This window comes from Mycobacterium sp. SP-6446, assembly GCF_001954045.1.
Lineage (GTDB): Bacteria > Actinomycetota > Actinomycetes > Mycobacteriales > Mycobacteriaceae > Mycobacterium.
This window is the reverse complement of the sequence record NZ_MBEM01000211.1, coordinates 42,482-65,917: the sequence shown is the minus strand read 5'-3', so window position 1 is coordinate 65,917 and position 23,436 is coordinate 42,482. Positions and strand designations below refer to the sequence as shown.

Here is a 23,436-nt window from a genome sequence, read left to right as displayed (position 1 = left end):
TGGGGGACTGGCCATGCTGTCATCCGTTTTCGAACGTCACGGTACGTCGCTCGATCGGGTCGTCGCAGACGCATTCGAGTATTTCCGACGCTGCCAGCAGCAGGATGGGTCGATTGCGGACGATCCGACGTCGGCAATGTTCCGAGAGTGGGACTCGGTCAACGCGCTCAAGGCTATCGCACTGTGGCAGAACGACATTCACGCGAACCTAACCGATGTCATCGAGGCAACACTCGAATTCCTCGCCGCGCGTGAGAAACCCACAGGAATGCTGAGCTGGGGCGGGGCGGAAATCGCACCGGACAAGTATTGCACCGAGACCAGCAGCGAATACGTCGCTGCCCTGACCTTGCTCGGCCGCACGGACGAGGCGTGTGCCAAGGCAAGTTTTCTGCGCGATAGGCAGCGGGCGGATGGAGCCTGGGACGAAATGCACAGTCATATTCCGAAGGCATTCCAGTTGGAACCGTCAGTGACCGGGTTCGCTCTTCTGGCGCTCGATGGCCTGGATATCGAGCCGAAGTATCTTGACGAAGCACTCGCCTACCTGGCCGGAAGGCAGCACAGTGATGGACATTTCGGCATAAATTGGTATTACTACGCCTCCTATTACTACCTGATGCGGCCCTCGGTGGCGGCATTGGCAAGTTACGCAAGCTATCCCGCAGTGGCGGCGGCCCGCGATTTCGTGCTGTGTCAGCAGCGGCCCGATGGAAGTTGGTTCAGCCGGGCCGAGGGCGCAGGTACCCCCGCCGCACCCGAATTACACACAGCACTTGCTCTGGCTACCCTCGCTCATGCGGGGATGTCGGCCAACGAACCCCCAGTATGTCGTGGGATCGACTGGCTGCTGGACCGCCGCAGGCACGACGGTTCCTGGTTCGGCGGGGACTATCCGTATCCCGAAACCGATGGATATCGGGAATTCCATGCCCCGCAGGATACTTTCACGACCGCGCAAGTATTGGCAGCGTTTAAACAGTTGGAGACGACGTGAAAGAGTGTGCCGACGAACCCGTTGCGATCATCGGTATCGGCTGCAGACTGCCCGGGGGCATTGCCGACCACCACGCGCTGTGGCGGGCCCTCGAAGAGGGAGTTGACGCGATCGGCCCGATCCCGGCGGACCGATGGGACGTCGAACGCTATTACTCGCCCAAAGCGCAACGACGCGGGCGGATGAGTGCTCGCAGCGGCGGGTTCCTTACTGAGGTCGATACTTTCGATGCAGCGTTCTTTGGCATATCCGGCCGCATCGCCGAGCAGATGGACCCGCAACAACGGGTGCTGCTCGAAGTCTGCTGGGAGTCGCTCGAAGACGCGGGAATCGTGCCGGGTGATCTAGCGGGCAGCCGCGCCAGCGTCTTTGTGGGCGCCTGCAGCCAGGACTACGGGAATCTGCAATCGGCACCGGCCGAATTGGAGGGGCTCGGACCGCATTCGGCCACGGGCACTTTCATGAGCATTATTTCCAATCGTCTGTCCTACATGTTCGACCTGCGCGGTCCCAGCATGACCATCGACACCGCCTGCTCTTCGTCTCTGGTCGCCGTGCACATGGCGATGCAGAGTCTGCGACGGGGGGAAAGCGAACTGGCCCTGGCCGGCGGAGTCAACTTGATGCTGACGCCGCAATTCGGCATCGCACTGAGCCAGGCTGCCATGCTGTCACCGGATGGTCGGTCGCGAGCGTTCGATTCGTCGGCCAACGGATACGTGCGTGGTGAGGGTGCCGGAATGGTGGTGCTCAAAACCCTGACCCAAGCACGCCTGGATGGTGATCGCGTGTATGCGCTGATCCGGGGATCCGCGGTCAACCAGGACGGACGCACCCAGGGCATCACCGTGCCCAATGGGGAGGCGCAGGAGGCGAACTTCAGGGTTGCCCTGGCCGCCGCCGGGATCGCGCCCGCCGACGTGGGCTACGTCGAAGCGCACGGCACCGGAACGCCGGTGGGCGACCCGATCGAAGCCAACGCCCTAGGGCGCGTGCTGGCCGCCGGTCGACGAGCGGGACGCAAGGCGCTGTTGGGTTCGGTCAAGACGAACATCGGGCATTTGGAGGCGGGTGCAGGCATCGCCGGTCTGATCAAGGCGGCAATGTGTGTATACCATCGGCGGATTCCGCCGAGCCTGCACTTCCGAAACCCGAACTCCGACATCGACTTCGCCGGCTTGCCCATCGCTGTCGCAACGGCCTCACAGCCCTGGCCGGACGAGTACGCCTACGCCGTCGCCAGCGTCAATTCGTTCGGATTCGGCGGCACCAATGCGAACGTCGTGATCACCGAGCCCGAGCCGGCCAAACATGTGCTGCCTGGCAGCACCGTCGACTACGCCGAGTTCCTTGCTGTAGCAACAGGATCGCAAATCGGTTGCATCGATGACGCCGTCGACGAAACCCCGGAACGCCCAGCCGCCAGCGGACCCGAGCCAACCCGATCATCACAGCCGGCAGTTTTGACGTTCAGTGCGCGTAGCGAGCAAGCCCTCGACAGCTTGGCTGAAAAATACGCCGACCTCCTTCGGGCGGACGCGTACGACTTGGAGACCCTGGGCGCCGCGCTATCGCTACGGCGCAGCCACCACGAGCACCGGCTCGTTGTGGTGGCGTCGGACGCAGCCGAGGCAGCGGCGAAACTCCAAGCGGCAGAAGTGGTTAGAGGACACGCCCCGCGCTCCGGCACCCGAAAGGTTGCTTTTCTATTCAACGGGCAGGGGCCACAGTGGTATGCGATGGGGCGGACATTGCTGGAAACGTCAGCGGTGTATCGCGCGAAGATTCTGGAATGCGACAAGGTCGCCAGGCAGTTTCTCGACTGGTCGATCTACGAGGCGCTGATGGCGGACGAAGCTTCGTCCCGGATCGGGGAGACCCAATACCTGCAGCCAACCATGTTTGCGTTGCAGGTCGCTCTCGTCGAATTGTGGCAATCCTGGGGCGTGCGACCTGACGCGGTGCTAGGGCACAGCATGGGGGAGATTGCCGCAGCCCATGTTTCCGGTGCGCTGAGCCTCTCCGATGCGCTCAGGGTGATTTGCCACCGAGCGCGTATCCAGCAAAAGGCCGATGCCTCCGGTGGAATGATGTTCATCGCGCTCCCCGCCGCCCAGGCCCGCGAATACTGTGTCGCCGAGCCGGACCAACTGTGGGTATCAGCGGTCAATAGTCCGCGCGCGTGCACTGTGTCTGGCCGCAGGCCGGCATTGCAGGCTTTGGCAAAGGAACTCGATGAGCGCGGTGCGTTCAACAGGTTGCTGAACGTGAATTGCGCCTGCCACAGCCCCGACATGGAGCCGTTGCGTGACGAGCTCCTGGACGCGCTCGCCGGCATCGTTGGCGGTGACACCACCGTCCCGATGTACTCGACGGCCACCGGCGCTCGCATTGATGGGAGGGAGCTGGGTACCGACTACTGGTGGCACAACTTCCGCAATCCTGTGTTGTTCGAGCAGGCGGTTAAGTCGTTGCTTGCCGACGGCTACGACACCTTCGTTGAGCTGAGCCCACATCCTGTGCTGGTCAACTCTCTCAACGAAATCACCACCGACGCAGTCGTGGTGTCGTCGCTGATGAGGAAGAAGGACGACTGGACGACCTTCCTTGACGGATTCGCCCGGCTTTACAACAGCGGCTGCCCGATAGACTGGCGGCAGCGCTACCCGGCGGGTGCACCGGTACTCGATTTGCCCACCATAGTCTGGAACCGCCAGTCGTTCTGGAATGAGAGCACCATCTCTCGCCGGTATCGCACTGTCGCGCAGGAACATCCGATGCTCAAACGGGTGGACGGCGCGCGGCCGACGTGGGAGATCAATTGGGACGATCACCGACTGTCTTGGGTGCGCGACCACGATGTGTTCGGATCGGTGATCGTGCCCGGCGCCTGCTATGTGGAGGCCGCGCTGTATGCCGCCCGGGAATTGACCGGAGGCCCTTGTGCATTAGAGTTCGTCGACTTCGAGCGTGCATGTGTACTGTCCGACGAACCGCAACTGAGCAGACTCGAACTTGACCCCCAACAAGGGACTTTCGAATTCCATCAGCGCGCGGTTCGCGGTGACAGCTGGCTGCGCAACGCCCGCGGCAGATACCACCCTGCCACGACGCAACCCAGCGAATGCTTCGATGTGGAAGCCATCCTGTCTCGCTGCACCAACACCCATAAGGCCGTCGACATCTATGGCCAACTGGCCGACCACGGGTATGTCTACGGCCCTGCGTTCTGCGGAGTAGACCGCCTGTATGTCGGCACCGGAGAGGCCCTGGCCCGTATCCGGCCACCTCGAATCCTTCGTAACCGCTTGTCTGGATACCTCTTTCATCCCGCAGTGCTAGACGCCTGCTTCCAGAGCGCGATTCTGCACCCAACGACCGATCGTCCCGACGACCTACTGCCCGCCAGCTATCTGCCGACCGGAATCGAGCGGGTTCGGCTTTACCGGGATACTGGCCTGCCCGCTTGGGCTTACACTCGGCTCCGCAAGCATGACGATGCCCTGGTGGTTGACATCTATCTGCTGGACGAGAACCGGCAGTTGATCGCCGATTTCACTCCATTGACCGGCAAGGCGGTTCGGCGGCCGGCCGCCACGGACCGCATCGAAAACCACTTCTATCACCTCACGTGGCAACCATCCGGACAAATCGTCCAACCGCAATGCAGCGCATTCACCTTCGAGCCCGCCGATTTCGCAGACGAGCTTGAGCAGGCCGGTCGCACCATCGCCGAGCGACTCGATCGGCATGTCTATGCGACCACCTACCAGGATGACGTGCGCCGGCTCTGCGCCGCATACGCGGCCGCCTGCCTCAATCAGCTGGGACCGGACACCGAGTTCACAGTGGCCGACCTTCCCGGCTTGCTACCCAAGTATCATCGCGCCTTTCGCGGCATATTGCGACTGCTGGTCGAGGACGGTTCGCTGAGCGAGCATGCGGGTCGGTTCCGGATTGAGCGAACTGCCGGCGGCGCCCTGATGGCGGTCGCAGAAGATGTCGAAAGAGTCTGGGCGGAAGCCTTTTCCAAGTATCCCGAGTGTGCTTGGGAACTGCTGTTGCTGCAGCGGACCGGCAGCAACCTGCACGACGTATTGACCGGTGCGGCGGATCCACTGGAGTTGCTGTTTCCGTCGGGCTCACCGGGCGATATCGAAGCCATCTACCACAATTCGCCCATCGCCCGGTTTTACAACCTGCTCGCCCGTCGCATCGCTCGGCGGCTCACCGAGGGTGCCGATCCGCGGCGCACACTTCGGGTATTGGAGGTCGGCGCGGGCACCGGCGGGCTGACCGCAAGCCTGCTTCCGGTGCTGCCGTCGCAGCGGTGTGAGTACGTATTCACCGATGTGTCGGCGGCATTCATCGCGGCCGCGCGGGAACGCTTCCGCGACTACGACTTCGTTGACTATCGTGTGCTGGACCTCGAACACGAACTTCCGGCAGAGGAGTTCGGTCCGGGTTCGTTCGACTTGGTAGTGGCCGCCGATGTCGTCCACGCCACCGCCGACGTAAAGAACAGCCTCTTGCGGCTGCACGACGTGCTCGCCCCCGGAGGCGCGCTGCTGCTGCTCGAGGCCGCTCCCGATACGCCCTGGCTCGACCTCACCTTCGGGCTCACGGCGGGCTGGTGGGCCGCACGTGATCTGCGGTTGCGTCCCGACGGCCCGCTGCTGTCCGTGCCGGTGTGGCAGGAGCTGTTGCGCTCGGTCGGATTCGACGAAGTCGCAGCGTTCGGCGACCCGGACCATTCCGGTGGGGGCTCGCAAACTGTGCTGCTGGCGCGGACCCCCCGGACTGCGGTGGAGGCCGACGAGTCATTGGTGTCGGTCGCCGCCGCAACGGTGTCCGATGAGCATGGCGGACATCGCCCGGAGCCATTGGGGAACTGGATGATCCTGACCGGCACCGATCGACTTGGCAAGGATCTGGCCACGCGAATCGACCAGCACGGTGGCCGAGCAGTCCTTGTCGACAGCCTCGCCGAAGACGACTTTCGCACGTTGCAGCCGACCGGCATCATTGACCTGCGCAACGCAAGCGGGCTATCGCTGGCTGATGCGATCACGGACTCCGCGGTGCAGCTTCTCGATGTGCTGAAAACGATTTGCCGCACCGATTCGCAGCGCTGGCCGCGGGTGTACGTGCTAACTCGTGGTGCCCATGCTTTGCGCAACGACGAGGTGGAGTTGTCCGGTTCGTCCGCGTGGGGAATCGGTGTGGTTGCGCGACTCGAGCTACCCCAGTTACGTTACGCCACCATCGATCTCGACCCGACGCCCACGCCGGGGGAGTTGGACGCGGTGTGGGCAGAACTGCGAAGCCCCGACAACGAGTGCGAAATCGCGCTGCGCGGCGGCGCGCGATTTGTGCGCAGGCTGGGGCCGGCACCCCACACTCCCGTGACCATTCCCGCGACCGACCTGCCGCCCGACGCCGGCTTCGCACTCGGTGCCTCAGTCGCCGGATCACTGGACGAGTTGCGCTACTACGCCGAGAAACGCCGCCCTCCTGATGCGGGGCAAGTGGAAATCGAGGTCGTGGCAACCGGACTCAATTTCCTGGACGTCATGATCGCCCTCGGGCAAGTGCCACCCCACGAATCTGCCGTGGGCTACCGGTTCGGGGCCGAGTGCGCGGGCGTCGTCACTCGGGTCGGCACCGGCGTCTCTCACATCAACGTCGGAGACGCGGTGGTAGCAGTCAACGCCACGCAGGGAGCGGCGGCAAGCCACATCACGTTGCCCGCGACAGGGGTGGTCGCCAAGCCTGCGAACCTGAGTTTCGAGGCCGCCTGCGCCTTGCCAATCGTGTTTCTCACGGCGTGGTACGCCTTGAACAAGCTCGCTCGGCTTTGCGCCGGTGAACGGGTTCTGATTCACGCTGCCGCGGGCGGTACCGGTATGGCGGCGGTCCAAATCGCTCGTCTGCTAGGGGCTGAGGTGTTCGCGACTGCGGGCAGTCCGGCAAAACGAGAACTGCTTCGCGCCCTCGGCGTGAAGCATGTGTTCGACTCGCGTGCAATCGATTTCGCTGACGAGATTCGTGTTGCCACCTGCGGCGCGGGGGTGGACGTAGTGCTGAACTCGATCGCTGGTGAGTCGATGTCACGCAGCATCGCCTGCCTTGCGCCGTACGGCCGATTTGTCGAACTGGGTAAGCGCGATCTGCTGGGCGACCGCCGGTTGGGGCTGCGTCCCTTTCTACGTAATCTCGCTTACTACAGCTTCGACTTGCGTCAGCTCCTGATCGACCGCCCAGCTGAGGTACACACCGAGTTGACGATGTTGATGGCCCGCTTCGCGGCTGGCGAATTGCATCCGCTGCCTTATCGCGTCTTTCACCCTGCTGAGGCTGAGTCGGCCTTCCGACACATGGCCGCCGCTCGGCACGTCGGCAAACTCGTGCTCGCGATTGCCGAGCGTGAATTCCCACTGGTAAATGCCCCCGAACCGCCGTCCATGACGGGCACCTGGTTGATCACCGGTGGCCTCGGCGGCGTCGGTCTGGCGATGGCCGAGCACCTAGCCGACGGGGGAGTGCGGCACCTTGTGCTGGTCGGACGTTCCGGTGCGTCCGATGAGGGCGCCGGCGCCAAGGTGGCCGAACTTCGGCTGCGCGGGGCGCGCGTCGAGGTCGTGGCCGCCGACATCAGCTCGCGTGACAGTGTGGCCGCGCTGCTCGATAGCATTGAGCGCGAATTGCCGCCGCTGCGTGGTGTATTGCATTGTGCGATGGTTCTCGACGATGCGCTGCTGACCGATCTGGACCGAACGCGCATGACCAAAGTCTTGGCGCCCAAGGCCTTTGGTGCGTGGCACCTTCATGAGCTGACCGCGCACTTGCCGCTGGAGGCGTTCGTGCTCTTCTCCTCGGCCACGTCGATGGTCGGCAACCGAGGCCAGGCGAACTACGCGATAGCCAACGCCTTCCTCGATCATCTTGCCCAGGCCAGGGCGGCCCAGAGCCTACCTGTGCTGACGGTTAACTGGGGTGCGGTGTCCGACGTCGGATATGTGGCCCGGCATGACGACGTCGGTCGGATAGTGGCGACGACCGGGATGCGTACCTTTAGTTCAGCCGAGGCGTTCGACGCGATGATGACCCTCTTGCGTTCGGGGCTGCCCCAGGTCGGCGTGCTGCCGATGGACTGGCCGCAGTTCTTCCGCCACTACGGCCTGAAGCCACAGACCACCCCGCGGTACGAGCACCTGTCGGCGCCGGGCGAGGGCGGTGAAGTCGTCGACTCGGGAAGCTCGCTGCGCCAACAATTGCGCATTCAGCCCGCCGAGGCCCGCGGCGAGTTGGTGACCTCCGCGCTCAAGTCTCGGCTGGCGGCCGTGCTCGGCATTCCACTCGATGCGCTGGACCCGCACATGCCATTGATGGACTACCTGGATTCGCTGCTTGCTGTCGAGATCGGCTCTTGGCTGGAAAGAGAGTTCGGGACCAAGGTCACGATCATGGAGCTGATGAAGGGGCCGAGCGCCCTGCAGCTGTCCGCTCAGGTGCTGGCCCAGTTGGATCAATAGCAGTCATGAACGGCGTCGAGGTGCCCGCATGAGTGTTGCTTCGTGGGTTCGTGATTCGGCAACAATGACCGGTCCGAGGCCTGACCCATTGATCCAGTTCGTGACTCCCCAAGGGGCACTGACAGCGCAGGGAAAGGCACACGGCATCGACGTGCAGCTGGCGCGCGATCTCTACCGGGACATGGCGCTTGCGCGCCGCTTCGATGCCGAAGCCCTTGCGCTACAACGCCAAGGCGAATTGAACCTGTGGTTGATGAGCTGGGGCCAAGAGGCGGCGCAGGTCGGATCGATCCGCGCACTCCGCGACTCTGACATGATATTTCCCAGCTACCGCGAACACGCCGTGGGCCTGTGCCGGGGGTTGTCGCCGGCTCAGTTATTGGCGCAGTGGCGTGGATGTTCCCACTCCGGATGGGATCCGGCGGCATATCGGGTCCACATCTACTCCTTGGTATTGGGAGCGCAGACGCTACACGCGACCGGGTACGCGGCCGGCGCCGCCATGGAGGGTACCGACGAGGTCGTCGCCGTCTACTTCGGTGACGGGGCATCAAGTCAGGGGGACGTCAACGAAGCGTTCAACTGGGCTGCGGCGGGTTCCTTGCCCGTGCTGTTCTTTTGCCAGAACAATCAGTTCGCGATCTCGACACCCACCTCGCTACAGATGGGAGCGTCTCTGCACCGACGTGCCGATGGTTTCGGATTGCGCAGCTACCAGGTGGACGGCAATGACGTGCTCGCGGTCCATGCCGTGACTAGCGATGCCGCTACGCATATCCGTGCCGGCCGCGGCCCGGCGCTGATCGAAGCTCAGACGTATCGCCTTGGAGGACATAGCAGTTCGGACGACCCGAGCCGATACCGTGATACCGCTGAACTCAAGCTTTACAAGTCACGCGATCCCTTGTCGCGACTGCGGACGCTTTTAGAGGACCACTGCACCGACGCCACGTTCTTCGACGATCTCGATGCCGAGTGCGACGCCTTGGCTGAACAGGTGCGGTCGGCTAGTCGGGCCATCGATGATCCACGACTGGATTCGACCTTCGACAACACCTACGCCGAACCGCACGCTCTCGTCGACGCTGAACACGAGTCCTTCACAGCGGCATCGTCACTGCTCGACAACGGGGTTTGATGGTGTCGACGATGAGTTTGGGCGCTGCCCTCAACGCGGGTCTGCGGACCGCGATGGAGGATGATGACAAGGTCCTACTGATGGGCGAGGACGTCGGCGCCCTCGGTGGCGTCTTCCGGGTCACCGACGGATTGCAACAGCGTTTCGGGTGCCGCCGCGTCATCGACACGCCCTTGGCCGAGTCCGGAATCGTGGGCACGGCCATCGGATTGGCGCTGCGCGGGTATCGCCCGGTCTGTGAGATACAGTTCGACGGTTTCGTCTATCCGGCGTTCGATCAAATTGTCAGCCAATTGGCCAAGATGCGGGCGCGATCGATGGGGCGGATCACATTGCCGGTTGTCATCCGCGTTCCGGTGGGCGGCGGAATTGGCGCGGTCGAGCATCACAGTGAATCCAACGAGGCCTATTTCGCGCACACCCCGGGCCTGCGCGTAGTGGCATGCGCAGACGCGAACGACGCGTATCACATGATACGGCAATCAATCCGGTGCAACGACCCGGTCATCTTCTACGAACCCAAGCGCGAATACTGGCGCAAGTCGGACGTTGACGAGACCGCTACCGAGCGCATGGACCGGGCACGCATCCGGCGGCACGGCAGTGATTGCACCCTGGCCGGTTATGGGCCCACGGTCGCCGTCGCGATGGCAGCGGCGGAGGCGGCCGAGGAGGATGGGTATTCGGTTGGCGTGGTTGACTTACGCAGTCTGTCGCCGCTGGACATGCCGCTGCTCGCCGAGCAGGTTCGGCGCACCGGGCGTCTGGTGGTGGTGCACGAGGCGTCGACTTTCATGGGGTTGGGCGCCGAGATCGCGGCCTCGATTGCCGAAACCTGCTTCGCCGACCTGCGTGCACCGGTGTTGCGGGTCGGGGCGTTCAACATCCCGTACCCGCCGGCACGTGTCGAAGCGCAGTTCTTGCCCGACATTGACCGGGTCCTCGAAGCGGTTGACCGAACCCTTTTCTGGCAGGACTGATCCGATGGCCATTGCGCGCTTCAAACTGCCCGACGTGGGCGAGGGACTCACGGAGGCCGAGTTGCGGAATTGGGCGGTCTCGGTTGGCGATACCGTGGCGGTGAATCAGGTGCTGTGCGAGATCGAAACTGCCAAGTCCGCTGTCGAATTGCCGTCACCGGTCGCCGGGGAGGTTCAGGCCCTCCATGTCGAGGAGGGCGACACGGTCGAGGTAGGAGCAGTCATCGCCACGTTCCGGGTGGGAGGCTCGATACAACGAGACCTTGTGGCCGTACCCGAGATGAAGGCACTCGTCGGACCGGGCGCCGGGCGCCGCCGGCACCTGCGCCCACGTAGTGACATGCCAGGACCCCCTCGTCGCGTACGCGAAACCCGCGTGCCGATCAACGGCGTGCGCAAAGCCGTTGCTACAGCAATGACTAGGTCAGCCTTCACCGCGCCGCACGTCACCGAGTGGCTTGCCGTCGACGTCACTGAAACTGTGGATCTGGTGCATGCCCTGCGGGCCGACTCACGTTGGTCCGGTGTTCGGGTAAATCCGATGCTCTTTGTGACAAAGGCGCTGTTGATTGCGGTTGACGAGTACCCCGCGGTGAACACTCGCTGGGATGAAGCCCATCAGGAGATCGTCTATCACAATTATGTGAACCTTGGCATTGCCGTGGCCACGTCGCGCGGCCTGCTGGTGCCCAACATCAAGAATGCAGGCGACCTCGCTCTCCCCGAATTAGCCTCTGCCTTAGTAGAATTGATCGACAAGGCACGAGCCGGCAAAGCAACTCCTGCGGATATGTCGGGCGGCACTATCACCATCACAAATATCGGCGCACTGGGGGTCGACGCGGGCACACCGATCCTGAATCCGGGCGAGGCGGCAATCCTCGCCTTCGGTGCGGTACGCCCCACCCCATGGGTCGTCGACGGGCAGATAACCATTAGGCAGATAACCCAATTGGCGTTGTCGTACGACCATCGCCTCATCGACGGCGAACTCGGCTCCAACGTCTTGACCAGGGTTGCCTCAGTGCTCACCAAACCCGTTCAGACACTGTTACATACACGTAGCGGGCCAAAATAGTATGTGCACGAAGCCAACAGCAGCCATGGCCGATGTCGCGTTCCGGCTACCGAAGTCAGGAATCACGCTGCGCGGCAAACGAAGACGCGACGGTAACGGTTTGCCGACCCTTTGCCTGCACGGGGTCCTCGACAACTGCGCCAGCTTCGATGCGCTGTCCCATTACCTCAGTGATCTCGATTTGATCACCATCGATCTGCCCGGCCACGGTTATTCCGACCACCTCTCCTCGACCCTCTGTCCCTACCTTGATTACGCGTCGTGTGTGTTGGAGCTAGCGCATACCCAGGGCTGGCAACGGTTTCAATTGATCGGTCACTCGCTCGGTGGCGCGGTGTCTTCCCTGGTGGCCGGCATCCATCCAGACAAGATCGAACGGCTTGTGCTCATCGATGCCATCGGACCGCTCTCGGCCGAACCGACGCAGGCCGTGTCGGCCATCGCACGCCATCTGAACATGTATCTGCAAGGCGACCGACATCCGGTCTACCGCAACCGAATGCAGGCGATCAAAGCTCGCGTTCAATTGGCCGACATCCTTCTCGAGACTGCAGAGCTGCTCGTGGAACGCGACCTGACGGAGGTGCCCGGCGGCTATTCCTGGCGCCACGATGTGCGGCTCAACCGGGGGTTGACCACCACCCTCGGTGAGGAACAGGTGCTGGCCTTTCTGAGCAATATCTCCGCGCCCACACTGTTGGTGACGGCCGAACGGACCGCTTTGCGGGAAAGCTTCTATCCACGACGGATCAGTAGCGTGCCGACGTTGCGCGAGCTGACCCTGCCCGGAGGCCATCACCTCCACATGGAAAACCCCGAGCCGGTGGGCCAGGCAACCTGTGCCTTCCTGGCGACCGGGTGACGCGGCGATGTCCATCTGCCGGGACGCGGCTGTCGGCGTGCGATGGCCGGAACAGGATTTCCACTGGTCGCCCGATGATGTGCGCGAGTATCACCGTGCGGTTGGGTGGATCGATGATCGGGATAACGTACTGCCCACCTTCGCGATGACGGCGCCCGGCATGTTTGGTGTTGTCTCGCCGGAGTTTTACCGACCGCGACCACCCGAGGTCTCGTTTCCCGGAATCCGGCTGAATCTCGCCAGTCTGCTGCACCGCGACCAGGAGATCGTGGTTCAACGACCGCTGCCACCGGGGGGAGCATTGCGTTCGGCCGGTCAGGTCGTTGACGTCGAGGATCAGGTTACCGCGGCGGTGCTCGTGCAACGCTCGACACTGGTCGACACGCGCGGTGTTCCCTTTGTCACCGGCGTCTCGCGGATCCATGCCCGGGGGGATGGGGGTTTTGACGGAGCACACGATTCGCGTGATTCCGTCATGTCGGGCTTGGTGCCTGAGGGTCGGCCAATCGCAGTAGCCAGCACGAAAACACTAGCGCACCAAGCGATCCGGTATCAGAGACATGTCCATGGAAGCGCGATGCGCGACAATGTGCACACCGATGCGGCGTTCGCTAGAGCGTCTGGCTTTCCCCGACCGATTCTCCAAGGTGTGTGCACCTACGGGATGGTCTGCGCGGCGCTGGTGCAGACGCTGCTGGCCAACAACGCAAACCAGGTGAGCAGGTACCGGGCTCGTTTTCTCGGTGTGGTGTTCCCGGGTGAAACACTGAACACCCGGGTGTGGGAAAGCCCGCAAGGCTACGTGTTCGCCACGTCCGTGCCCGAACGGAAAGGGACACCCGTGCTTCACGGAATCTTGGTGACGGACCAGAAGCGAGCGACGGTGAAAACCTTTGGAGAGCATTAAGAGTCCAATGGGGCGGTCCTCCCGCGAGTTGGCGCTCACCCGGCCCGCGGACTCGTAAGCAATGATACAGCGTGTATCATCGCGGTGTGATAGGCAGGCTTGCGAAACAGTTGGTTCCGATTTGGGGAGGAATAGTGAGGCTTGCGACCAGGCTCCCGGGGGAGCGCAGTCTGGCCGCCGACGACGCAGACCGAATTGCCGCGATCCGGGGTTCAATCATTAGAATTGGCGACGCGTGGCGCGCCCGGCATCCCTGGCTGGCCAGCAATCAGGACCAGATCGGCTTAGCGATATTTCTTGTCGCGATCGCGGGAGTCATTGCCGATGCCTGCTTGTACGCAGCGGACCTGCTGCCGTGGTGGGCGACGATCCCGCTGAGTGGCTTCTGGCTCTCATTGCTGCACGAACTGGAGCACGACCTAATCCATGCGATGTACTTCCGAACCAATCGGTTCATGCACAACTTGATGATGTTGGGGGTATGGCTTTTTCGCTCCAACACCATCAACCCGTGGGTACGCCGCAGGCTGCACCTGCACCATCACGAGTTCTCGGGCACCGAGTCCGACCTCGAGGAACGAGCGCTCACCAACGGCGAAGGTTGGGGCCCCTACCGGTTGGTAAGTCTGCTGGACGCGTTTGTGGGCCTTTACGCCAAGCCGTTCCGGATGCTGCGCCTCGTGGATTCCTACGTCGGACAGGCGGCCCGCACCCCTACGGAGGCACGCCACCTGGCGACTATCAATAAGCTCGCCATTTTCCCGCTCAGCGCCGTTCACTACGGACTATGGCACTTGTTCCTGGTAATCCATGCCTGCCAGCTGTTTGTCGGCCCTATCCACGTCCCGGGTCAGGGGGCCCTGGACTTCCTCGCTGTCGTCATCCTGGCCCCCAACCTGGTACGCACGTTCTGCCTATACTTCGTCAGCTCCAACATGCATTATTTCGGTGATGTTGAGCCGCGCAACGTGCTTCAGCAGACCCAGGTGTGGACTGCCATGTGGCTCAAGCCATTTCACGCTTTCTGCTTCAATTTCGGCGAGACCCACGCCATCCACCACTTCCTGGTCCGCGACCCCTTCTATATTCGCGAGCTCATCAAGCGTGACTGTCAGGACGTCCTTCGCCGCGAGGGCGTGCGATTCAACGATTTCGGCACCTTCCGCCGCGCGAATCGTTTCGCGCTCGCGCCGGCCGTTGCAGAAGGCTAGGGCGACGGTGGCGATCCCCGCCGGGGGTGGAGCCATGTCGTCCCGGTCCCATCAAATGCGGCGGGCGTCGCTTTGTCGAACCAAGACGAAAGAATGACGTGACCAACACCGACACGCAGCTATGGATCTGCGTTCGCTGCGGAATGATCTACGACCCTGCCGAAGGCGATCCTGACGGCGGCATTGCGCCGGGCACCGCGTTCGAGGACATTCCTGCCGACTGGGTTTGCCCGGTCTGTGGCGCCGAAAAGGCCGACTTCATCCGCTACGACGGTTAAAAACGCCGGCGCCGCCGGGGCTGGGCGAGCGTTTGGCCTGAGCCAGCTCCAGCCGTTGCTCACGCCCGGTCTAAGCGATACACTCTGTATCACGGCGCTGGGGGTGACAGATTGATTGGTAAAGCGCTCGTAGCCAGTGCGTTGGCTCAGCTCCCCTCTGTTCACGCCAGGTGTGGCTGCCCGGCGATGTCACGGCTGGAATGCGGCAATGGCACTGCCCTGCCGATGCGGCTGGCCAACGAGATGAGATTGCCGCCGCGTCGCCGCCCGCCTGACAGCCCCCAGCGTCGGCCTAACGACCAAGTCACGTTCGGAATCTGACATGACTGATGACAAAATGGTCCTGCGCGACATGCTCGAATTCGTCCGCGTGCACAACACCGCGAGTGTGCTGCGGAAATTCGGGATTGAGGAGTGCGCGGCAGCGTATTGCCGATTCGATCACGGTGCGGTGCTTGTCTTTCCGTCCAGCTTGGACGAGTTGCGCGCAGACTTAGCGGCCCAAGACCTTGTCGCGGGGGAGGCCACGCGCAGTGTCGTAGTGAGGGATCGGCTGAACAGTCGATATGGGCACCCACACTTGGACGTCGCTATCCTCAGCGCTCGGGTGGGTGGTGCCAAGATCGAGTTATTGGTGGTGCTCGATGGGCCAGCCGATGTCGTTGCGGCCGAACGGGAACAGCAGAATGAGACTCACCTCGCGTTACGGGTGCTAGCGCCTGACCGGATCGCCATTACTGGGCTGACCGCGGCACTAGCCCGAGCGGGGCTGGTCGCCGATGACGGTGGCTACAACTGCTACACGAACACGACAGTGCTTTACTTCCGCGCCGCACGACAACGAATTGCGCTGATCTGCCAGGGCCATCACGCGGCCACGTTGACTGCGCACCTTGGCAGCAGCCCGAGCGCCGTCTGCTCAACTCGATGACCGGGGGGTGGGAAACCCAGGCGCGGCGGTGGCTGCTGAACTGCGACCGGTGGACCCGATGAGGCGGCCCGCAGTCATGCCGGTACCTGACCGGGTTCGGCTTCTCCGTGGTCGGGGACTGCCACCCGACCCAGCCTGGCGAACTTCTGCGCAAGGGCTGATGCGTATGCCGCTGGGCTAAGCGAGTTACGCCTGGCACCTTGTGAAAATTGTTTGAATCTCTGGTTATCGCAAAGGATACATGCAGTTTCAATGTATAACGGCTGATATTGTGAACGGGTGGTTAAATCACCCGCGCGAGGTCAGGACTCCCCACCACTCGCCCGGCGCGAGCAAATTATTGAGGCCGCCCGGGCCGTGATCGAGGAACACGGACCCGACTCGTTGACTGGTCAGATCGCCCAACGTGCGGGTTTGGCGCGCCCCAACGTCTATCGCCACTTTGCCAGCAAAGACGAACTCGATCTAGAGGTGGCGCGCAGCGCGTATGAGGAGCTGCGAACGCAAGTCCTGGCCCGGATGGACCAGCCCGGCACTCCGCTCGACGTGATCCGCGGGCCGATCGCGGCCCAAGTCATTTGGGCCGACAAACACCCCAACCTGTATCGGTTCCTCATCAGCCGCGGCTATGAGTCCAGTTCCCGTCGTCGCAAGGCGGTGCGACGCGATTTTGCCGCCGATGTCGTGGCGGCCGGGGTACCCTACTTCCCGCGTTTCGCGGATAAGCCGGACATCGCTGCGACCCTGGTTGTCGCAATAGGCGGCCTCATCGACGCGTCGATTCTGGATTGGTTGAATCGGCGAGCCGAATCGCGCAAGGGACTGATTGACCGGCTTACTCTGCACGCTTGGCTGATTATCGACCATCAACTCCGCGAGCTTGGCGTCCGCGTCAACCCTGAGGTGCCGCTACGGCGCCCCGGCAAGAAGTCGCGCTGACACGACAGTTGCTGGCGCTCTTCGTCGTGCGAAATCCGCTGATGAGAACGAGGATTCGAGCATCGATGTCCGTTCTCGGCGATTTCAGGGCATTCTCATCGACTCTGGGCTAGATCTGCGTGAAATAGGTTTAGTCGCAGAGTATCTCGTGCGTACCTCAGCGAAATGTGTCTACGCGCATTCGACTTGCCCTTCGGTGCCCCAATAGCCCGCTTGTGTGGCCGCATGAAAGGGGGTATGCAACCTCCGATGATCACTCTGCTGCCAGAAGGCGGACGGCCACTTCGCGGCCAGCTTCATCAGGACCTGTCGACCGCAGACGTGGCGGTTGACTGAACTATCTGCCACAAGGTGGCCGATACTTGGTGTATCACCGATAGTCAGTTGAGCGAGAAGCACCCGGCTCGGCTCAAACCGGGCTAATAGCCACGGCGAAACACTGGCGGATGCGCAGAACGATCTGCCATAATACGCGGATACACGCCGTATCATGGAAGCGTAAATAGCGCCAATCTTTCCGGTTGGCGATCTTGATGACGACGGTGATACTGGGCCCGAGATTCCCACGGCAAAGGAGCCAAGGCGATGGCAGACCAGTTTCGTATCGAATCGGCCGAGGTGCGTGCGGTTGCCGATCGGCTATCGGGATTGAGTGGTCGGATGACAGGGCACGTGTCAGGGCTGGGAGCGCAGGTGGCCTCCGCGGGCGCCCCGTGGGGTAGCGATACCACCGGCGAGAGGTTCGCCGGCGTCGCGAACGGTTTTGTGGCCCATATGCAGCAGTCGTTGCAGGCGATGGCCGCACGCGCAGAGACGGTCCAGCGCCACGCGGATCGTCTTGCGGCACACGCGCGTGTTTTCGAGCAGGCCGATCAGGCCTAGCAGCTTGCGCATCCGGGTCTAGGGCGCGTCGATGGGCTTCGACATTGCCACCCTCAATGGGCTCGCCGCCGATATCGGCGCTCCCATTCCCAATGGCGACCCAGAAGCGCTCTTCGACCTCGCTGACCAGATAGAGGCCTCGGCGAAGGCGTGGGACGGTCACGCCGATGAATTGGCGCGGTTGAAGGCGCAGCTGCGGTCGGTGTTGGAGGGCGACACCGCCGAGGCCCACGATCAACATTTAACGGAGCTGCTCAACGGCCCGGATTCGCTGCAAGGCGATTCTGAGGCGGTGCGGGCAGGCGTGGCGGCGCTGCGTAATTACGCGGCCGATCTGCAGGACAACCAGTGGACCTCACTACTGCTGGCGGGCTGGCTGGCTGCCACCATCATCTGGGGGATTGTCTCAGCCGCTACAACCGCCGGGGAATCGCTGGTGGAAGTGGCGGTCGCGCGGGTGCGCGCCGCGGCAGCGATCAACGCGCTCAAAGAAGCGCTGTGGCAGCGCATCGGAACCATCCTGACCGACTTGCTCGTCAACACCGTGCGCGCAACGTTGGTGGGCGGCGCCGAGCAGCTGGCAGTTCAGGGCGTTCAGGTCGCGAGGGGAGATCGCACGGGCCTTAATGGGCAACTGATCACGGGGACGGCGCTGTCTTTTGCCGAGTTCGGGGGCGCGGCCGAGGCGGTCGAACGCGGGTTGTTGTGGCGGGTCGCCGGTGCCGTCAACGATTCTAAGGCTGGCAGTGTGGCCGCTTTGCTGACGAGCAAGGCGTTATCCGGGATGGCGGGCAATACTTTTGCCACCGCGGTCAGCGGCGGCCCGGTCACCCTCGAAACCCTGCGGGACGGGGCCTTCATGGGCGCGGCCGGGGCGGCCTTGGACGCCCAGCGGCCGCTGATGGACATGCTGCCCTGCCGCGGTAAGGGTGCACCGGCCGTCGACACCAAACCCAGCGGAGACGACAATGCTGTGGCGGCCACGACGCCCGGCGAGACGACCCATGATGCTGGCCCAGAAGCCCACACTGCAGCGCCCGCCTCCACCTCCGAGCCCGCCACGGCCGCCGGTGAGCACAACGCCGGCACGCCAGCGCCTGCCTTGCCCGCCGCCGCTGACCCGGGGGCGCGGCCGGTGGAGACGACCACCACCAGGCCGCCCGCGGCAGCCGACTCCGGACACCTGCCTGCCACACGCGCCTCGGTTAGCCCACATCTTCCGGAGGGCACAGTCGATGTCCCGACAGACTCACCAGCGGCCCACACCGCCACAGCCGGCCCGACCGCCTCCCCTCCGCCCCCGACGTCGAATGCTGCAAGCCCGGCGGCACCCGCTGCGCCAACCGTGCCGACCGTTGTGGACCCGGCCTCGCCGGCGCAAACTGTGCCGAGTGCCGCAGGCCCGCCCTCACCGGCGCCGACTTCGACGCCCGCATCGCCGGGCCCGAATGCCGAGTTGTCAAGCCCCACACCGGATCCACCCGCCAGCCCTGCGGAGATCTCGCCCGCTGGCAAGTCGAGCTCCGAGCCAGCCGGAGCGCCGACCGCAGGTCGCGTCGACACCACCGCCACACCCACCGAGCGCGGCCTGCACGACACCACCGCCGAGCAAGGCCCGCCGGCACAGGCCGTCGGCGCGGACCGCGCGCCGCAAGCCGGAAGGTCCGACGTTGGGAGTCACGCAGCGGATCGTGAGGACAGCGCAACAGCTGATCGACCCCAGCAACAGCAGCGGCCGGCCGAGCCGGTCACCAAAGGCCAAGACCCCAGCACCCGGCCGGACGCGGCGGCAGGCAACAAGGCCCGCCCCGACGGCAAAGGTCCGAATTCCGGTGAGCCAGAGTCACACCAAGGTGGGCGCGCCGGCCGCGACGACCACGACACCTCACACCCAGGCAGGGCCGGCGACGAGCCAGGCGACAATCGCGGTAGGGCAGGCGGCCATCGCGGTGAGCCAGACAAGGGCGGCGGCGAGCGCGGTGGACTGGAGCCGAGTGACGGTAGCCGTGCTGGCGATCCGGCCGACCGAGGCGCCGGCGGGGACAAGAGCGAAGAGGTTTCGCTACAGCGCCGCGACGAAGCAGGGCAGCATCAATCGGATGAGCCGGCATCGCAGCCCGCCAAGTCCGATGTCCCACAGGCACACAGCGACAACGACCACCCGATAACGCCTAGGTTGCGAAATACCGCCCTCCTCATGGGGGGAATCGGACAAGCATTCCATTCCGACCCGCTCGAGGCGGCCCTCGTCTTGGTGGCACATCATCCTTGGTTATTCGACAGGCTCCTCGATGGAATGGGTGCTGAGCCTTGGCTATTCGATATTTTCCTCGACCAGATGGCCGATCGTCCGGATCTGTTCAACCTGCTGCTGGGCGAGATGGCCGCCCATCCGCAGCTGTATGACTACTTCTTGAACACGGTGGCCGCTCATCCGGACATGTTCAACATGTTGCTGGACAAGATGGCCGCCCACCGCGAGCTCTACACCGACTTCCTCAACATCGTGGCCGCCGACCCCGACATGTTCCAGTCGTTGCTGACCAAGATGGCGGAGTTCCAAGGCGGCCACCAGCACAAGCTGTGGGACGAGTTCCTTGGCACCATGGGTCAGCATCCGGACATGTTTCAGTCGTTGCTGACCAAGATGGCGGAGTTCCAAGGCGGCCACCAGCACAAGCTGTGGGACGAGTTCCTTGGCGCCATGGGTCAGCATCCGGACATGTTTCAGTCGTTGCTGACCAAGATGGCGGAGTTCCAAGGCGGCCACCAGCACCAGCTGTACGACGAGTTCCTCAAAACCATGGACAAAAACCCAGACATGTTTAAGTCATTGCTGGAGACCATGGCTCACAAACAAGACGGCCAGCACCAGCTGTACGACGAGTTCCTTGACACCATGGGCGCCAACCCGGGCATGTTCCAGTCGCTGCTGGGCACGATGGCCCATAATCCCGTGCTCTACAACGACTTCCTTGCCACGATGTCCGCCCACCCAGAGATGTTCACGACCCTGCTTGACAGGATGGCCAACGATCCCAAGCTCTATGGCACTTTCCTTGACGGGCTGGATAGTCATCCGGCATTGCTGACCGGGCTGCTTGACAGGATGGCCAACGATCCCAAGCTCTATGGCACTTTCCTTGACGGGCTGGATAGTCATCCGGCATTGCTGACCGGGCTGCTTGACAGGATGGCCAACGATCCCAAGCTCTATGGCACTTTCCTTGACGGGCTGGATAGTCATCCGGCATTGCTGACCGGGCTGCTTGACAGGATGGCCAACGATCCCAAGCTCTATGGCACTTTCCTTGACGGGCTGGATAGTCATCCGGCATTGCTGACCGGGCTGCTTGACAGGATGGCCAACGACCCCAAGCTCTACGACACCTTCCTCAACACCGTGGTCGCCCACCCCGAAATATTCGACAAACTGCTGGACAACATGTCCGCTAATCCCGCGCTCACCGTCGCACTCGTCGAAGCAGTGGAAAAGAACCCCGAAATCATCCCCGCCACCCTCGAAGGAGCGGCCAAGCATCCCGAGATCATCGGCATGCTCCTCAACGGACTAGCCCGTCATCCCGAGCTCATCGGCACAGCCATCGGCGCACTTCTGGGGTTGCCCACGCCTGCCCGGTAGTCGACAGCGTGGCGCCGATCCCAACGCCAGTCGGTGCTGCCGCTCATCTGAAAGTGACCAGTCCTCTCATCGAAAGTGACCACCCCTAGGCGACTCGCCGTTTGAGATCCGCCGGTTGTAGGCGGTCCCTTCCAGGGCTCCGGGTGTCAAAGTCCGGATTTGGTCTGCCCGAAATGAAGCCGATACACTGTGTATCAGCACAGCGCAGGTGACCTCGGGACTAGGCAGGTGGGACACGTTGAGTAACGAAGCGGCTCGCGACCGGCTTACCGATGTGTTGGGGCAGCTGCAAGATCAGCTCACCGACATTGCGGCCATTCAACAGAAGCAGGCCGCACTCAAGGTCGACGCCGAGGCCGCCGACGGCACCGTGCAAGTCACGGTCAATGCGCGAGGCCAGCTGGTCAAGGCCGTCATCGATAAGTCCTACCTTGACGAGCACGACTTCGAGGAACTCGGGGACCACCTGATGGAGGCCGCACAAGCGGCCGCCCAGGATGCCGGTCGGCGGGTCGCCGAGCTGTTGGCGCCGATCAACGAGCGGCACGCGAAGTTTCCCTCGTTTTCCGACATCGTTGAGGGCATCGCGGATCCCAAGGACTTGGTGCCACCGGGGCTGGACGGTTTTGCCGGTGTCCCGCGGCGCAAGGAACCGTCCGCGTCTTCGCCCGGCGGTGCCTACGACGACAGCGACGACGGTGACTTCCCGACGGTGAGGAGGTGAACCAATGGCCGGCGAATTCAGTGTCACACCGGAGGAGCTGCTCCGTGTCTCGCGCGAGTTGCACGATGTCAGTTCGGCGATGAAGGCGGTGATGTCCACGCTGCACGCGCAGCTGGCCGCCGAGGGCCCCGCATGGGGCGGCGGCGATATGGGTCATCAATTCGCCGATGGTCCCAGTGGTTACCTGGCTCAACTGGACTGGGTCAACGGATCGGTTGACGCCAAGACCGGTCTGCTGGACTACTACTCGGATCTGCTCAAGCAGGCGGCGAATACGTTCCAGCAGTCCGACGAAACGGGATTGTCATCTGCAGCCTCGGGCGGCACGTCGGGTGCGCTTTCTCAGCAGGGTGCGGGCGGCCCGATTTCCGCCGGTACGACCGTTGGCGGGCCCACTATGGCCACCGCGGGCACGCCCAACGGTGCCAATGCGGTTGAGCCAGCGACTAATACGGCCGCCTCGCCGGCCATGGCCTCCGGCCCAACGGCGAGTGCCGGCAGTCCCGGCGCCACCGGGTCGTCGGGCGGAGGCGGCGCGACGGGATCCTCGGGCGGATCCGGCGCTAGCGGCGGTCCGAGCCAGAGTGATCCGGCGAGCGATGGGTCGGGCAGCGCAACACCGCCGGCGGCGGGCACCGGAAGTTTGTCCGACGATTCCGCCGGCCTGGGTGTAGAAGCGGACCCCGCAGCCTCCCTGCCCGTTGACTCGAATCCGGAGGCAGCACTGGGCCATTCGGGACCTTCGCCCGAATCCGGACCGTCCGCCGACGCGGCTGGGCCAATGGGGTCGGATCCTTCGGCCCCGCCGAATCTGCCGCCGCCGCCCGGCTTCCCGACGCGGCCGAGCCCTCGGCGCGCCGGCGCACCCGAAGACCCGAATTCGGAGTCGTCGACCCCGGAGATGGATGGGCCGCCCAGCGCCGCCGAAGATTTCGACCCGGCTCAGGCCGAGCCCGGGATGCAGCGCACCGGTGCGAAGCCTCCCGCACAAGATTCCTCGGGCACACCCGCGAAGTCGCCTTCGGTGGCCGGGCTATCCGACGCCGCCGAGGACGGCGTCCGGCCCGACGGTGCCGCACGCACACGACGCCGTACACGCGGATCTTCGCGGCGCAGCGGTGTCTCCGGCGATGAGCAGGCCACCGACGGAATCGGCCTAGCCACAGGGCACTCCGATGACGCCGCGGCTTCCGATTCGGTCGGTGAGCAACAGTCGGATGAGGAAGTACCCACCGGACCGCATGTCGATGACGATGGCGCGGACCGCGAGGATAGCGGGACGGATGGCCATGGCCGTCCGCGGGGGACCGACTGACCTCTGATCGAGGCCC

General features: G+C 63.5%; 15 protein-coding genes. All 15 read left to right on the top strand.

The window, feature by feature from the left end; translation table 11 throughout:
- The first annotated feature begins 13 nt into the window (after positions 1 to 13).
- The 15 genes from A5736_RS19080 to A5736_RS26445 all read left to right on the top strand — a co-directional run bounded on the left by A5736_RS19080 (position 14) and on the right by A5736_RS26445 (position 23,420).
- Positions 14 to 997: a prenyltransferase/squalene oxidase repeat-containing protein gene (locus A5736_RS19080; protein ID WP_076247986.1), complete on the top strand. Its 984-nt coding sequence runs from the start codon at positions 14 to 16 to the stop codon at positions 995 to 997.
- The gene (locus A5736_RS19075; protein WP_076247985.1) at positions 994 to 8,532 is read left to right on the top strand and encodes a type I polyketide synthase; all 7,539 of its coding nucleotides are present in this window, start codon (positions 994 to 996) and stop codon (positions 8,530 to 8,532) included. Before A5736_RS19080 ends, A5736_RS19075 begins: the two co-directional genes overlap by 4 nt.
- An 88-nt stretch (positions 8,533 to 8,620) precedes the next feature.
- A complete protein-coding gene (locus A5736_RS19070; protein ID WP_254848408.1) occupies positions 8,621 to 9,670 on the top strand; it encodes a thiamine pyrophosphate-dependent enzyme in 1,050 nt (349 codons plus the stop codon).
- Positions 9,671 to 9,687: 17 nt separating this feature from the next.
- Positions 9,688 to 10,650 (top strand): alpha-ketoacid dehydrogenase subunit beta, encoded by a 963-nt coding sequence (locus tag A5736_RS19065; protein ID WP_254848410.1) that lies wholly within the window; start codon positions 9,688 to 9,690, stop codon positions 10,648 to 10,650.
- A 4-nt stretch (positions 10,651 to 10,654) separates the two neighbouring features.
- On the top strand, positions 10,655 to 11,728 hold the full coding sequence (locus A5736_RS19060) for a dihydrolipoamide acetyltransferase family protein (protein WP_076247981.1): 1,074 nt from the start codon (positions 10,655 to 10,657) through the stop codon (positions 11,726 to 11,728).
- Between the two features lie 25 nt (positions 11,729 to 11,753).
- On the top strand, positions 11,754 to 12,590 hold the full coding sequence (locus A5736_RS19055) for an alpha/beta fold hydrolase (protein WP_076247980.1): 837 nt from the start codon (positions 11,754 to 11,756) through the stop codon (positions 12,588 to 12,590).
- 7 nt (positions 12,591 to 12,597) lie between these two features.
- Positions 12,598 to 13,497, top strand: a complete 900-nt coding sequence (locus A5736_RS19050) for a MaoC/PaaZ C-terminal domain-containing protein (RefSeq protein WP_076247978.1) — start codon at positions 12,598 to 12,600, stop codon at positions 13,495 to 13,497.
- Between the two features lie 86 nt (positions 13,498 to 13,583).
- Positions 13,584 to 14,708, top strand: coding sequence for a fatty acid desaturase (locus tag A5736_RS19045; protein WP_254848407.1), 1,125 nt, complete (start codon positions 13,584 to 13,586; stop codon positions 14,706 to 14,708).
- A gap of 98 nt (positions 14,709 to 14,806) precedes the next feature.
- Positions 14,807 to 14,986, top strand: coding sequence for a rubredoxin (gene rd, locus A5736_RS19040; RefSeq protein WP_076247977.1), 180 nt, complete (start codon positions 14,807 to 14,809; stop codon positions 14,984 to 14,986).
- A gap of 337 nt (positions 14,987 to 15,323) precedes the next feature.
- Positions 15,324 to 15,917, top strand: a complete 594-nt coding sequence (locus A5736_RS19035; protein WP_139333422.1) for a hypothetical protein — start codon at positions 15,324 to 15,326, stop codon at positions 15,915 to 15,917.
- A 279-nt stretch (positions 15,918 to 16,196) separates the two neighbouring features.
- Positions 16,197 to 16,856 (top strand): TetR/AcrR family transcriptional regulator, encoded by a 660-nt coding sequence (locus A5736_RS19030; RefSeq protein ID WP_076247973.1) that lies wholly within the window; start codon positions 16,197 to 16,199, stop codon positions 16,854 to 16,856.
- 585 nt (positions 16,857 to 17,441) lie between these two features.
- Positions 17,442 to 17,738 carry a WXG100 family type VII secretion target gene (locus tag A5736_RS19025; RefSeq protein WP_076247972.1) on the top strand — a complete coding sequence of 99 codons (297 nt, stop codon included), beginning with the start codon at positions 17,442 to 17,444 and terminating at the stop codon, positions 17,736 to 17,738.
- A gap of 31 nt (positions 17,739 to 17,769) precedes the next feature.
- Positions 17,770 to 21,381, top strand: a complete 3,612-nt coding sequence (locus tag A5736_RS19020; protein WP_076247970.1) for a hypothetical protein — start codon at positions 17,770 to 17,772, stop codon at positions 21,379 to 21,381.
- A 238-nt stretch (positions 21,382 to 21,619) separates the two neighbouring features.
- A complete protein-coding gene (locus tag A5736_RS19015) occupies positions 21,620 to 22,105 on the top strand; it encodes a YbaB/EbfC family nucleoid-associated protein (protein ID WP_076247968.1) in 486 nt (161 codons plus the stop codon).
- Between the two features lie 4 nt (positions 22,106 to 22,109).
- Positions 22,110 to 23,420 carry a hypothetical protein gene (locus tag A5736_RS26445; protein WP_076247966.1) on the top strand — a complete coding sequence of 437 codons (1,311 nt, stop codon included), beginning with the start codon at positions 22,110 to 22,112 and terminating at the stop codon, positions 23,418 to 23,420.
- Positions 23,421 to 23,436: the final 16 nt, after the last annotated feature.